Here is an 11,918-nt window from a genome sequence, read left to right as displayed (position 1 = left end):
GGCTTGGGCGCCGGCTTGGCCGCTGCCGGCAAAGGCTGTACCTCGGCCGCAGGCGGCGTGTCCACATGCTTGGGCAGCGCCAGCCGCAGCTGGGCAGTCATCAACGACGGCGGCAGCGGCGACGGCCGGTGCGTCTGCGCCGCGAGCCGGCCGCCCACCCAATCGATCGCCAGGTAATGCAGCGCCAGCGTGGCCGCGCACAATAGCAGCAGGCGGCGGCGTTGGAATAGATGGGTGCTTAAGCTCATGGCGCTAGTTTAACGTGTTCGGCCAGAGTCCGCGCCGGCGTCGCAATGTTGTCAAAATCTTTTGAAGCACGCGCCTTTATCTGCTACGCTGGTCGATATTCCTATAGGAGACTTCCATGGCCCACACGCAAATGCCAAACATACCAGGTGCAGCAGTGATGACGGATACGCTGGATTTCGTCAAAAACCTGTGGGGCAGCATGAGCGTGCCCGGGCTGACGGCGCCCACGCTGTCGGTGGAAGAGCTGGACAAGAAGATCAGCGACCTGAAAGCCGTCGAGACCTGGCTGAACCTCAACATGAGCATGCTGCGCGGTAGCATCCAGGCGCTGGAAGTGCAGCGCGGGACCATCGCCACGCTCAAGTCGGTCGGCGCCAGCCTGGCGGCCGCGGTCAACCAGCCGCACAGCAGCGACCACAAATCCATCTTCGACGCCAATCCGTACGCGTCGGCCTTCTTCCACCACGCCCGCGAAGCGGATAAGGACAAAGACAAGGACAAGGACAAGGCCGCGGCGCCGGCACCTGCGCCGGCCGCCGCACCGGCCGAAGCGGCTGCAGCCAAGCCGGATGCGACGGCGTCGGCCAAGCCGGCCGCCGATACGGCAGCCGCGCAAATGGCCAATCCGGCGGTCTGGTGGAATATGCTGCAGGATCAGTTCAAGCAGGCCGTGTCGACGGCGATGGCGTCCGAATCGATGATGGCCAGCGCCGCCGCGCGCGCCAGCGATACGGCGGCCAAGTTCGCGACAGCCGCCACGCCGCCGGCCGCCAAGGCCAAACCGGCACCGGCGGCCACGCCGGCCGCGGCGCCGAAGAAAGCGCCAGCCAAAAAACGCGCCGCTCCGGCCAAGGCCAAGCCGGCCGTCAACTAGCCGTCGCCGGCGACTACGATTGCTACGCCAGCCGCTGGATGCGGATGGCGTCAATCAGGCCGTCGGCCTGACGCTGCACTTTCTCGATATCGATCAAACCCTCTTCTTCGAGCTGCCTGGCGCTGTCGTGCGCGGACTGAAAACTATCCAGGGTGTCGCCCTTGGCAGCGACCGGACGTATCCACGCCACGCTGCCGACTTTCATTTTTGTATAAACTTCTTTTGCGATATCGCGCATATTTTAGTGCCCTTTATTTGCCCTCAATATTGACAGCGAATCAAGGCGCAGCCGGGGCCGCGCCGAAATTCAGTGTAATCATTTGCCGTCCCCGAAACAAGGCCGTCGCCGGCCCCGCTGTTGCGCTGATCCGTCACTCGCGCGGATCGGGGACGGCGCCGTTGGCCGCCTCGTACTCGGTGGCGGCGGCAGCGGCCACCACGCCCGACATCGGCGCCAGCAACGCCAGCTGTTCCATCAGCTGGGCGAAGCGCTGCTGTCCCGGCGCGATGGCGTCGACATGCATCAGCACCGCGATCGCCTCGTCCGCCAGTTCGCGCACATAGCCGGTCTGCTGCAATTGCGAGATCAGGATCTGCGCTGAATTGAACAGGATGCGCATATTGTGCGGCAGCGCCTTGCGCGCCACCCGCATCCACTCGACCGCCTCGATCAGCTTACCGGTCTTCCACAGCAGCACGCCCTTGTTCATCATGTCCGCCGCTTCCTTGCGCGAAGCCTTGATCAGCTCCATGCCTTCGTCGGTCATGCGCGCCTTGTCGAAGATCTTCTGCACGTCGTCCAGCAGCGGCGCGTTGTCGTGGTTGTTGCGGGTGACGTAGCACAGCAGGCCCACCGGCGCCTCCTTGACGCCGACCGCGAACAGCAGCGTCGCCATGTCGAGACAAGTCTCGGTGTCCGGCCGCTGTTTGGTTTCGTCGGCCAGCATCGCCTCCAGCTCGTCGCCGGACTTGCGCGCGCGCCGGTAGTCGCCGGTCTCGTGATAGACCAGGCCCTCGGTGATCTTGGCGCGCAGCTCGACCTGGTCGCCGCCGAACTGGTGCACCGCCGCGTTCAACAGGCGTATGGCTTCCTTGGTGTCGTTCTTTTGCGCGCACACGCGCGCCAGGCCGAAGAAGGCGTCGACCGTCTTCATCACCGAGTACTCGCCGATCTCTATGCATTTGCGGAAGGCCTTCTCCGCCACCGGGATGTTGCCCAGCTTGAGCGCGGTCTGGCCCAGCGAGCGTTGGCGCGGCACCGAATTGGGCGACAGCTTGGCGGCCTTCTCCAGCACGCCGAAGGCTTCCTCGGTCTTGCCCTGCAACTGGAAGGTCTTGGCCAGCTGGTCGAAGGCGTCGATGTAGAAGCGGTTGTCGGCGATCACCGCCTGGAACATCGTCAGCGCCGCATCGAGTTCGCCGTTGTTCATCAGGATCTTGGCCAGGCCGCAGCGCGCCCAGTTGTAGTCGCGCTCCTCCAGCACATGCTCGTACACCTTGCGCGCCAGTTCCGGCTCGCCGCTCTTGAGCATCAGCGTGGCCTTCATGCGCTGCAGGTCGACCTCGTGCAGCGGGTTGTGGGCGATCTGCTCGTCGCACAGGCGGGCCGCGCGCAGGTAATCCTTGTCGGCGAAGGCCTGGTCGATTTCGCGGAAGATCTGCTTCTTGTTCCACACGCGGTTCAGGCGCGTCAGCAGCACGCCTTCGGTGATCGGCTTGATGATGTAGGCGTCCGGCTGATGCTCGGCCGCGCCCATCACCGACTCCACGCTTTTTTCGGCGGAGACCATCAGCCACACGCTGCTCGGCAGTACCAGGTTGCGGATGCGCGCCTCCTCCAGCACCTGCTGGCCGTTCTTGCCGTCGCCGAGGTTGTAATCGCACAGCACCACGTCGTAGCGGGTCTTCGACAGCAGCATCATGGCCTCGCCGCCGCTGGAAGCCTGGTCGATATGCTTGGCGCCGAGATTGCGCAGCGATTCGCGCAGCAGCTGGCGGATGCCGATGAAGTCATCGACCAGCAGGTAGTGCTTCTCGGCCCAGTCGACGGCGCCGTCCGCCGCGGAGGCGATTGCTTCGACGCCGCTCATGGCAGGCGCAGGATGAAACAGCCGCCGCCCAACACGCCGCCGTTTTCCAGCGCGATGCTGCCGCCGCGCTGGCGGTGCTTGTGCATCTTCGCCACTTCGCTGGAGAAGTAGAGACCGAGGCCGCTGCTGTTGTTGAGGAAGTTGACGCCGCTGCGCCGGCCGTCCATGGCGCTGGCGCCCGCTTCCAGCATGGCCGGAGGGAAGCCGTCGCCATTGTCTTCGACGCGCAGTTCGAGATAATCGCCATCGACGCGTATCGCCAGCCGCAGTCGGTCGCGCGTGTAGCGGATGGCGTTGTTGATGGCGTGGACCAGCACACCGATGATCAGGTCTTCATCCAGCGTCCAGATGGCCTCCTGCGGGAAATCGAGATCGAGCGCGATGCCGCGCGAGTGCAGCAGCGTGCGCGCCTGCCCCGCCACCTGCTCGACCAATTCGCTGACGCGGCAGGCGGCAGGGTCGAAGGGGTAGCCCGGCTTGCCGACGTCCTTGTACAGGGCGAGCAGCTGGATCAGGTTGTCGTTGAGGCGTTTGGTCTGGTACAGCATTTGCGCCAGCGGGGCGTAGTCGGCATGTTTGGGCTGCTCCGGCGAGGCCGGCGCCGCGGCCAGCAGATTCTCCAGCGTGCCATTGAGGACGCCGATCGAATTCTTCATGTCATGCACGGTCGACGCCAGGAACATGAACAGCTCCGGCGAACCCTGGTGGTGCTGCGCATCTTCTTCATCCATCGTTCGGTTCTCCATGGACGGCGCCTGGCGCGATAGTGATTGTTGTTAGTGGCGCATTATATCCTGTTGAATATGGCAGCGCCAACGCCAGACTGGCGGCCGGCCGCACCGCGTTTGCGCGGACGCAACGGCGGGCGTGCGGCGGCGGGGCGGCTTATTGGCTGCGGCGGCGCTGTTTGAGCAGGAAGCGGCCGGGATCGAGCGCGTCGACCAGCATCGCCTCCAGCGGCGGCGGGGTGTTTTCCAGCTGGGAGACCAGCAACTCGGCCATCAGCGGCGCCCAGATCAGGCCTCGCGAGGCGTAGCCCAGCAGGCCATGCAGGCCGGGATGGCGCGGCACGTCGCGCAGGCGTTCGAGGCGGCCGGCGGACGGGTAGTCGGGCAGCGCGCCCGCCAGCGGCAGGCGGTCGGGAGCGGCGCAGCGGAAGCCGACGCGGCCCGCCAGCGGCGCGGTGGCGGCCAGCGCGGCGACGTCGTCGCCCGGCACGATCTCGGCGAGGCGGGTCAGGTTTTCCAGCTGGCTGTCGGCGCGCAGTTGCGGATCGTCGTCGTTGTCGTAGGTGGCGCCCGCGCAGACGATGCCCTTGGATGGCGGCGTGACGTAGGCTTCGCGGCAGACCACCAGCGGCAGCAGCGGCGGCGCTGGTGGCGATGGCGCGTGGACGCCGCCCGCGCCGTCCGCGCCTGCGTGGGCGTGGGCGTGCTCCGGCACGGACAAATGTGTAACCTGGCCGCGCAGCCGGGACAGCGGCAGCTCGGCCGCCTGCGCGATGTTGACGGCGCCGGTGCCGTTTGCCAGCACCACCGTCGGCGCCTGCGCGATCAGTGCGCCATCGGCGCCGCGCACCTGCCATTCGCCGTCCACGCGTTGCAGGTCCAGCGCCTCGGCGGCGAACACGCGCTGCAAACGCTGGCCGCATGCATCGAGCATGGCCTCGCACAGCGACGCGGGACGCGCCCACCCGCCCTGCTCGAACAACCAGCCGCCGTGCGGCGTGGGGCCGCCCAGCAGTTCGCTGGCGGCATCGGCTTCCAGCCAGCGCACGTACTGCTGCGGATAATCCCAGGCCGTCACCACGTCCTGCTGCACCTTCGCATGGTCGGCGTCACGCGCCAGTTGCAGCACGCCGCAGCTGGCGCCGTCGAACGCCTGCCCAACGCCGCCAAGCCGTCGCCACTCTCTTAGAGCGAAGGTGTAGGCGGCGCGGCTCAGGCGCGTGGGGATGTTGTCGTCCTTGGACAGCAGCGGCATGAAGATGCCGGCCAGATTGCCGGACGCTTCCTGCGCCGGCGAGGCGTGGCGTTCGATCAGCGTCACCTGCCAGCCGTTGGCGCACAGGCGATGGCTGGCCGAGGAACCGGCCAAGCCGGCGCCGATCACGATTGCGCGACGTACAGGCGCGGGCGGCGCTTCCGGTTGCGGCTTGCGGCTTTGGTAGACCGCGCTGACGTCATGCGTGCCTTCGACGGCCTTGCAGGCGAAACCTGCCGCGGTCAGCGCCCACACCAGCGCTTCGTCCGGCGCTTCGTCCGCCGCATCATCCGGCGCATGCACATGCAACGTCGCGCCCAGCACCGCCAGCTTGGCAAGGCCACGCGCCAACGACGCCGGGGACGAAGCCGCGACATGGAATGCATCGACCCGTGCGACGATCTGCGGCAGCACCGCATCCAGCGCGCCGACCAGCAGGTCCAGCGTGACGCGGCCGTCGTCGAGCAGGATGCGGTGGAAACCCGGCACATTCAACGGCCACAAGGCGCGCAGCTGGGCATCGGCGACCGTGCCGGCCGGCGGCACCTGCGGCGTCACCGCAAGGTAATGCAGAACGCCTTGCGGCGGCAGCGCGCGCCACGCATCCATGAACCGCTCGCCGTGGCCGTAGTCTGTATCGAGCACCACCTGCCGCGTCATCACTTGCGCGCCCGGCAGAAGCAGTCCGGCGCGTGGTCGTCGACCATGCCGATGCCCTGCATGTAGGCGTAAATGATGGTCGAGCCGACAAACTTGAACCCCAGCTTTGCCAGATCCTTGGAGATGCGGTCCGACAGCTCCGTCTTGGCCGGACGCGGTCCCTTGCCGGCGACCAGCGGCTTGCCGCCGACGTAAGCCCACAGCCATTGATCCAGCGTGCTGCCGCTGGCGCGCAGGCGCAGGTAGGCCTGCGCGTTGGTGATCGCCGCCGCCACCTTCAGGCGATTGCGCACGATGCCGGCGTTGGCGAGCAGCGACGCCACCTTGTCCGCATCGTAGGCCGCGATCTTCTCCGCATCCCATTGATCGAAGGCGGCGCGGTAGTTCTCGCGCTTGTTGAGTATCGTCTCCCAGCTCAGGCCTGCCTGCGCGCCTTCCAGGTTCAGCATCTCGAACAGACGGCGCTCGTCGTGGCAAGGCACGCCCCATTCCTTGTCGTGATATTCAAGGTAGAGAGGATTGGCGGGATTGGCCCAGCTGCAGCGCGTCTTGGTCATGGCTCGGAGGGATGAGGGAGAAGCCGGTAGTATAGCAAGCAGCGGGGTATCATATAGGCCCCTCTCATCGACGGAGCATCGCATGCAATTCGAAGCAAAGATTGAATGGACGCGCAACGGGCAGGATTTTTTGGGACAGCGCTACAGCCGCGGCCACGCATGGAGTTTCGACGGCGGCGCAACGGTGCCGGCATCCTCGTCGCCGCTGTCGGTGCCGCTGCCGATGTCGGACGCCGCCGCCGTCGATCCTGAGGAAGCGCTGGTGGCTGCGGCATCCAGCTGCCATATGCTGTTCTTCCTGTCGATCGCCGCCAAACGCGGCCACACGGTCGACAGCTATCGCGATCACGCTGTCGGCGAATTGGGCAAGAACGCTGCGGGGAAAATGGCGATGACGCGCATCGCGCTGCGGCCGGTGATCGCTTTCGCCGGCACCGCGCCGCCGGGCGTCGAGGAACTGCAAGCCATCCACCACGAAGCGCACGACAAGTGCTACATCGCCAATACGCTCAATTGCGACGTGGTGGTTGAAGCTCCGTAATTGCTGAACTAGTAGGCGACGTCTTCAAGCCTGTAGCGGAATTTTCTGCGCTCAGGTTTTCCACAAGGAGCGGGATGCCCTACCCCATGTACATACTCCCCCGGAGGCCTCAGGTTTCCAGATCGCTGGACAGGCCGACGCGGCGGCGTTCGCCGCCCAGCACCAGCGGCCCGGTCAGGTTGCTGACCAGGCGCACTTCGCCATCCGCCACAGCCTGATCCAGCTGCTGCATCAGGCGCGGGAAGATGCCCTCCGGCTGCGTGGCCGCCGTGCTGTACACGGCCGCCCACGCGTTGCGGCCGGAGCGCTTGGCGATGTACAGCCCCTGGTCCGCCAGCTCCACCACCTGCGACCATGACAGCAAACGCGGTTGCTCCGGCAGGAAGGGGAAGCAGGCAAAGCCGATCGAGCAGGTCTTAGCCAAGCGCACGCCGTCCGGCAATTCGAAATCGCGGTCGGCCACGGCGCGGCGCATGCGCTCGGCCACCACCCGCGCCTCGTCGCGATGCGTGGCGCGCGCCAGCACCAGGAACTCCTCGCCGCCCCAGCGGATCACATAATCCGATTCGCGGAACACCTCGCGCAGGCGCTCCTGCATCTGCACCAGGATCGAATCGCCGGCCGCGTGGCCGTAGCGGTCGTTGACTTCCTTGAAGTGGTCCAGGTCGACCATGAAGAACACCAGGTCGTTGGGCGCCAGCAGGTCGCACTCGGTCAGCTGGCGGTGCTGGCCGGTGTCGTAGCCGCGCAGGCTCATGGCGACATCGGCGTCGACGTTCTGCAGGAAGAAGCGGCGGTTGCGCAGGCCGGTCAACTGGTCGGTCAGGCTGACTTCCTCCAGTGCCTTGTAGGCGCGTTCCAGTTCCAGGTTTTTTTCCAGCAGCTGCTCTTGCGTCGCGCTCAGCGTCTTCAGCGTCGCCGCCACCTGGCGGTAGGCGCTGGCGTTGTCGAGCGCGATCGCGCCGTAGGCGCACAGCGTGCGGAAGATCAGCCGTTCGCGCTCGCCATACGCGCGCGCCAGCAGCGACTGCACCGTCATCACGCCCAGCACACGCTCGCCCACGCGCAGCGGCGCAAACAGCAGGCTCAAAGTCGGCAAGGTGCCGGGGATCAGGTTGGGCGTGACATCGGCCTCGCCCAGTTCGATCATGATCTCGCGCCGCTCGCGCATGCAGCGCGCCGAATTGGCGTTCGGGTCCGACAGCGGCACGCGCACCGCCGGCAGCGGCTTGCCCGCTTCCACGCCGAAGGCGCAGGCCAGCCATTCCTCGCCCGGCTCCAGCAGGAACACCGAAAAGTGCGTGGCGTCGAGCAGGCCATGCACGTGGCGATCCAGCGCGCGGAACACCGCCGCCGCATCCAGGTGGGCGGTGATCTCCTGGCCGATGGCGCTCAGGTGCTCCAGCGTGGCGCTGGTCTGTTGCAGCACTTCGGCGCGCTGCGCCTCGGCCGCCGCCAGCTGGCGGTGATGCTCGCCCTCGGTCTGTGCGCGCTCGGTCTGGTACTGCACCTGCATCGCGATGGCGCGGTTGGTGGCTTGCTGGCTGTGCGTCTGGTCGCGCGCGGCGCTGGCCTGCAGCGCGATCGCATAGGCGCGTTCGTGGTCGCCGATGGCCGCGTACTCGCGCGCGGTGGCGTCGAGCAGTGCGCCGGGCACGGTGTAGCCTTCGATGGTGGCGGCGGTCTCCAGCGCCAGCTGCAAGTAATGCAGCACCGGATTGGCGGCCTGCATCTCGGCCGGCGGCGGCAGCTGGTGGCGGGTGTGGATATCGGCCAGCACATTGAGCGCGGCGATGCAGCTGGAGGCGTCGGCATGTTCGCGCGCCAGGGCCAGCGCGCTCTGCGCGGCGGCCAGCGCATCCTCGGGCCGCGCCAGGTGCGACAGCGCGTGCGCCTGGCCGCGCCGCGCGCTGCTCTGGAAATCGGTCTGGCCCAGCGCGTCGCCGCGCGAGGCCAGGCGGGTGAAGCTGTCCAGCGCCGCCGCGTGGTTGCCCAGGTCCAGCGCCAGGTCGCCCTGGTATTCCAGCGCCACCGCGTAGGCGCGCGATCCGGACAACGGCGCCAGCGTGTTCAACGCTTCGCGCAGCAGCGTTTGCGCCGCTTCGCGCTGGCCCAGCTGGCGCAGGGTTTCCGCCGTCTGCATCAGGCACATGCCGATGCTCAGCGGCCAGCCGGTCGGGCGCGCGAGGTCGAGGCCGCGCTGCATCCAGTCCAGCGCCGCTTCGTGCGCGTTCAGGCTGGTGAAGCCGTTGCCGATATTCGTGGCGACGATGATGGCGCGGCGTATCTGCCCGGTGGCCAGCGCGGTTTCGTAGCTGAGCATCAGGTGGCCGATGGCGCGGCCGTAGTCGCTGCGCTGGAAGGCGCAGGTGCCGAAGAAGTCGCTGATCCAGCCGGCCGCGATCGGCGCCACGCCGCTCAAATCGGCGCTGAAGCGGCTGCTCCAGCGCTGCTGCGCGGCTTTCCAGTCGCTGAAAGTGTGGCAGATGCCGGAGGCGGCGTCGATCACGTCGACGCGCACCGGGTCGCCGCCGGCGCGGGCGGCCAGCGCGGCCTGCGCCAGCCAGTGGTCGCCGGTGCTGCTGGCGCCGCGGTCGTTGGCGATCCAGGCCAGCACCCAGCAGGCGTCGGCGTGCACCAGGCTGGCCTCGGCCGGCAGATCGTCCGCCAGCTCCAGCTGTTGCAAGGCCAGGCCGGCCTGATATTCGGCATGATCGAGCTCGCCGCTGAGCCATTGTGCCTCGGCGGCGATCAGCAGCAGGCGGGCGCGCTGCACGGCCGCCTCGGATGGCGGCAGCTGGTCCAGCAGCGCGGCGATGTCGGCGGACAGGGATTGCGCACGCAGCGGTTCGCGCTGGCGCAGATGCCAGGCAAGCGCCGTCAGCAGCGGCAGGCGCGACCAGCCTTGCGCTTCAGACAACTCCGCCTGCCAGCGCGCCAGCTCTTCATCGAGCGCAAACATGTTCACCAAATAACTTCCCTTTTACCGTGTGCTACCCGCTCCCGGTCGAAGCGGCAGGCGCCATTGCCTTAGCGCATGTATGCGCTGTTTCAGCATTATTCCACAGTTTACGGACCGCCCTGGCAGCCCTTGTTAAGTCCCTGAAATCAAAGAGATTTTAGTTCCCATTGGAAATTATTTTACCTGAAAGGAATACGCCCGCTGCTGCCTTACTGCCTTGCCGGCGCGTTTTTACCGCCCACCATTGCTTGCACGGTTTGCAAGTGCTGGTCCACGGTGGGCTGCAGTTTGGCCGCCAGCGCCCTGACGTCGGCGTCGCCGGCCTTTTTCCGCGCCTCCGCGACCAGCTTGTGGGCGTCGCGGTGGTCGTGCACGCCGGCGTTGTTCAGGTAAGCCTGGTCGAACGCTTCGCCGCTCAAGCCGCCCAGACGCTCGGCCATTTTCCTGTGCCTGGCGTCCGGCTCGGTCGGCAGCGTGACGTTCTTGCTGCGCGCCACATCCTGCACCGCCTGCAAGCCCTTGGTGTGGTCGTCCACCATCTGCTGGGCGAAACTCTTCACTTCCGGCCTGGTGGCCTTGTCCAGCGCGATCTTGCCGGCCGCGACCTCCGCCATATTGGCCTGCGCCAGCTGCTCCAGTATGTGCTGATCGCCCTTGCTGAGGTTTTGGGCGTAGCATGGCGACATGGCCGCGACGGCCAGGCCGGCGGCGAAGATGAGTTTGTTCTTCATGTTGTGCCTCCCGGGATTCAATGATCGGAAATTTATTTTACGGTCGCGGGAATAATCCGGTCGTACCTTACGTATACGCAATTACAACGCCGGTTCGCGCCGCCGTTCCACTGACCGTAAAGGACCCTCGCCATGAATACTGCAATCCGCTTCGCCTCCTGCCTCACCGCCGCCCTGCTGCTGGGCGGCGCCGCCCGTGCCGACGACGTCATGAAAAAAGACGGCATCCTGGTCAATGCCGCTGGCATGACCGTCTACACCTTCGACAAGGACACCGCCGGCAGCGGCGCCAGCGCCTGCAACGGCCCGTGCATCGAGGCCTGGCCGGCCGTCGCGCCGCCGGCCAGCGTGGCCGCGCCGTACTCGGTGATCACTCGCGCCGACGGCGCCAAGCAGCTGGCCTACCAGGGCAAGCCGCTCTACCTGTTCAAGAAGGACAGCAAGCCGGGCGAGCGCAACGGCGACAACTTCAAGGACATCTGGCACGTGGTCAAGGACTAAGCGCGCCCATGCAAGACGCGCACGAGCGCCTGGTCGCCTGCATCCCGCGCCTGCGCCGCTACGCGCGGGCGCTGCTGGGCGGCCGCGCCGATGCCGACGACCTGGTGCAGGACACCATCGAACGCGGCTGGGACCGGCTATCGAGCTGGCGGCGCGGCAGCGACATGCGCGCCTGGCTGTTCGGCATCATGCACAATCTGCACGTGGACCAGCTGCGCCGTCCCGCGCTGGCCACCGAGCCGCTCGACGATGCGCTGCCGCTGGCCGGCGCCGACACCACCGCCAGCGGCCTGGCCCTGCGCGACCTGGACCGCGCGCTGCAACAGCTGCCGGCCGAGCAGCGCGAAGTACTGCTGCTGGTGGCGCTGGAAGACCTGCGTTACGAGGAGGTGGCGGCCGCCCTCGATATTCCGCTGGGCACGGTGATGTCGCGCCTGTCCCGCGCCAGGGAGCGGCTGCGCCTGATCATGCTGGGCCAGCCTGTACCCTCCCCGCTCAAGGTGGTCAAATGAATACCCCCGTTACCGAAGCCGAACTGCAAGCCTGGGTCGACGGCCGCCTGCCGCCCGCACGGCGCGGCGCGGTCGACGCCCATCTGGCGCAGCACCCGGCCGACATGGCGCGGCTGCAAGCCTACCGCGGCCAGAACGCGGCGCTGCACGCGCTGTTCGATCCGCTGCTGGCCCGGCCCGTGCCGCCGGCCATGGCCGCAGCGGCGGCGGCGCCGACATCAACCTCCGCGCCGGCAGCGGCGGCGTCCGCACCGGGCC

General features: G+C 67.2%; 12 protein-coding genes and 1 pseudogene. 5 read left to right on the top strand and 8 right to left on the bottom strand.

Annotated elements, in window-relative coordinates; all coding sequences use genetic code 11:
• A pseudogene (locus tag DUGA2_RS31985) lies at window positions 1-248 on the bottom strand (DUF3108 domain-containing protein); the annotation flags it as partial.
• 158 nt (window positions 249-406) lie between these two features.
• Here DUGA2_RS31985 and DUGA2_RS31980 point away from each other — a divergent pair.
• Complete coding sequence (locus tag DUGA2_RS31980; protein WP_229214831.1) at window positions 407-1,123, top strand: PhaM family polyhydroxyalkanoate granule multifunctional regulatory protein; 717 nt, start codon at window positions 407-409, stop codon at window positions 1,121-1,123.
• Between the two features lie 22 nt (window positions 1,124-1,145).
• Here DUGA2_RS31980 and DUGA2_RS31975 read toward each other — a convergent pair whose 3' ends face one another.
• The 5 genes from DUGA2_RS31975 to DUGA2_RS31955 all read right to left on the bottom strand — a co-directional run bounded on the left by DUGA2_RS31975 (window position 1,146) and on the right by DUGA2_RS31955 (window position 6,413).
• Window positions 1,146-1,328, bottom strand: a complete 183-nt coding sequence (locus DUGA2_RS31975; RefSeq protein WP_229214830.1) for a hypothetical protein — start codon at window positions 1,326-1,328, stop codon at window positions 1,146-1,148.
• A 166-nt stretch (window positions 1,329-1,494) separates the two neighbouring features.
• A complete protein-coding gene (locus DUGA2_RS31970) occupies window positions 1,495-3,213 on the bottom strand; it encodes a tetratricopeptide repeat-containing response regulator (RefSeq protein ID WP_070273303.1) in 1,719 nt (572 codons plus the stop codon).
• Window positions 3,210-3,944: a sensor histidine kinase KdpD gene (locus DUGA2_RS31965; protein ID WP_070273302.1), complete on the bottom strand. Its 735-nt coding sequence runs from the start codon at window positions 3,942-3,944 to the stop codon at window positions 3,210-3,212. Before DUGA2_RS31965 ends, DUGA2_RS31970 begins: the two co-directional genes overlap by 4 nt.
• 154 nt (window positions 3,945-4,098) lie before the next feature.
• Window positions 4,099-5,856: an FAD-dependent 5-carboxymethylaminomethyl-2-thiouridine(34) oxidoreductase MnmC gene (gene mnmC / locus DUGA2_RS31960; protein ID WP_070273301.1), complete on the bottom strand. Its 1,758-nt coding sequence runs from the start codon at window positions 5,854-5,856 to the stop codon at window positions 4,099-4,101.
• The gene (locus tag DUGA2_RS31955; RefSeq protein ID WP_070273300.1) at window positions 5,856-6,413 is read right to left on the bottom strand and encodes a DNA-3-methyladenine glycosylase I; all 558 of its coding nucleotides are present in this window, start codon (window positions 6,411-6,413) and stop codon (window positions 5,856-5,858) included. Before DUGA2_RS31955 ends, mnmC begins: the two co-directional genes overlap by 1 nt.
• An 82-nt stretch (window positions 6,414-6,495) precedes the next feature.
• Here DUGA2_RS31955 and DUGA2_RS31950 point away from each other — a divergent pair, with 82 nt between their 5' ends.
• The gene (locus DUGA2_RS31950; protein ID WP_070273299.1) at window positions 6,496-6,954 is read left to right on the top strand and encodes an OsmC family protein; all 459 of its coding nucleotides are present in this window, start codon (window positions 6,496-6,498) and stop codon (window positions 6,952-6,954) included.
• A gap of 109 nt (window positions 6,955-7,063) precedes the next feature.
• Here DUGA2_RS31950 and DUGA2_RS31945 read toward each other — a convergent pair whose 3' ends face one another.
• Both DUGA2_RS31945 and DUGA2_RS31940 read right to left on the bottom strand, forming a co-directional pair.
• Window positions 7,064-9,916 (bottom strand): sensor domain-containing diguanylate cyclase, encoded by a 2,853-nt coding sequence (locus DUGA2_RS31945; RefSeq protein ID WP_070273306.1) that lies wholly within the window; start codon window positions 9,914-9,916, stop codon window positions 7,064-7,066.
• A gap of 209 nt (window positions 9,917-10,125) precedes the next feature.
• Window positions 10,126-10,647: a DUF4142 domain-containing protein gene (locus DUGA2_RS31940; protein ID WP_070273298.1), complete on the bottom strand. Its 522-nt coding sequence runs from the start codon at window positions 10,645-10,647 to the stop codon at window positions 10,126-10,128.
• Between the two features lie 132 nt (window positions 10,648-10,779).
• Here DUGA2_RS31940 and DUGA2_RS31935 point away from each other — a divergent pair, with 132 nt between their 5' ends.
• From DUGA2_RS31935 to DUGA2_RS31925, 3 genes are all read left to right on the top strand, one after another.
• Window positions 10,780-11,148: a hypothetical protein gene (locus DUGA2_RS31935; protein ID WP_070273297.1), complete on the top strand. Its 369-nt coding sequence runs from the start codon at window positions 10,780-10,782 to the stop codon at window positions 11,146-11,148.
• Between the two features lie 8 nt (window positions 11,149-11,156).
• Window positions 11,157-11,660, top strand: a complete 504-nt coding sequence (locus DUGA2_RS31930) for an RNA polymerase sigma factor (protein WP_070273296.1) — start codon at window positions 11,157-11,159, stop codon at window positions 11,658-11,660.
• The coding region (locus DUGA2_RS31925; RefSeq protein WP_210402615.1) for a zf-HC2 domain-containing protein at window positions 11,657-11,918 on the top strand (262 nt) is incomplete at its 3' end. The genes DUGA2_RS31930 and DUGA2_RS31925, both read left to right, overlap by 4 nt.

This window comes from Duganella sp. HH101 (assembly GCF_001758795.1).
Lineage (GTDB): Bacteria > Pseudomonadota > Gammaproteobacteria > Burkholderiales > Burkholderiaceae_D > Rugamonas > Rugamonas rivuli.
Note: the sequence above shows the minus strand (reverse complement) of the source record. Positions and strands in the feature narration are given on the sequence as shown.

What these genes read in the sequence shown, in the direction of transcription:
- DUGA2_RS31980 (WP_229214831.1), top strand. Translation starts at nt 407, where the DNA reads ATGACGGATACGCTGGATTTCGTCAAAAACCTGTGGGGCAGCATGAGC.
- DUGA2_RS31975 (WP_229214830.1), bottom strand. Translation starts at nt 1,328, where the DNA reads ATGAAAGTCGGCAGCGTGGCGTGGATACGTCCGGTCGCTGCCAAGGGC.
- DUGA2_RS31970 (WP_070273303.1), bottom strand. Translation starts at nt 3,213, where the DNA reads ATGAGCGGCGTCGAAGCAATCGCCTCCGCGGCGGACGGCGCCGTCGAC.
- DUGA2_RS31965 (WP_070273302.1), bottom strand. Translation starts at nt 3,944, where the DNA reads ATGGATGAAGAAGATGCGCAGCACCACCAGGGTTCGCCGGAGCTGTTC.
- mnmC (WP_070273301.1), bottom strand. Translation starts at nt 5,856, where the DNA reads ATGACGCGGCAGGTGGTGCTCGATACAGACTACGGCCACGGCGAGCGG.
- DUGA2_RS31955 (WP_070273300.1), bottom strand. Translation starts at nt 6,413, where the DNA reads ATGACCAAGACGCGCTGCAGCTGGGCCAATCCCGCCAATCCTCTCTAC.
- DUGA2_RS31950 (WP_070273299.1), top strand. Translation starts at nt 6,496, where the DNA reads ATGCAATTCGAAGCAAAGATTGAATGGACGCGCAACGGGCAGGATTTT.
- DUGA2_RS31945 (WP_070273306.1), bottom strand. Translation starts at nt 9,916, where the DNA reads ATGTTTGCGCTCGATGAAGAGCTGGCGCGCTGGCAGGCGGAGTTGTCT.
- DUGA2_RS31940 (WP_070273298.1), bottom strand. Translation starts at nt 10,647, where the DNA reads ATGAAGAACAAACTCATCTTCGCCGCCGGCCTGGCCGTCGCGGCCATG.
- DUGA2_RS31935 (WP_070273297.1), top strand. Translation starts at nt 10,780, where the DNA reads ATGAATACTGCAATCCGCTTCGCCTCCTGCCTCACCGCCGCCCTGCTG.
- DUGA2_RS31930 (WP_070273296.1), top strand. Translation starts at nt 11,157, where the DNA reads ATGCAAGACGCGCACGAGCGCCTGGTCGCCTGCATCCCGCGCCTGCGC.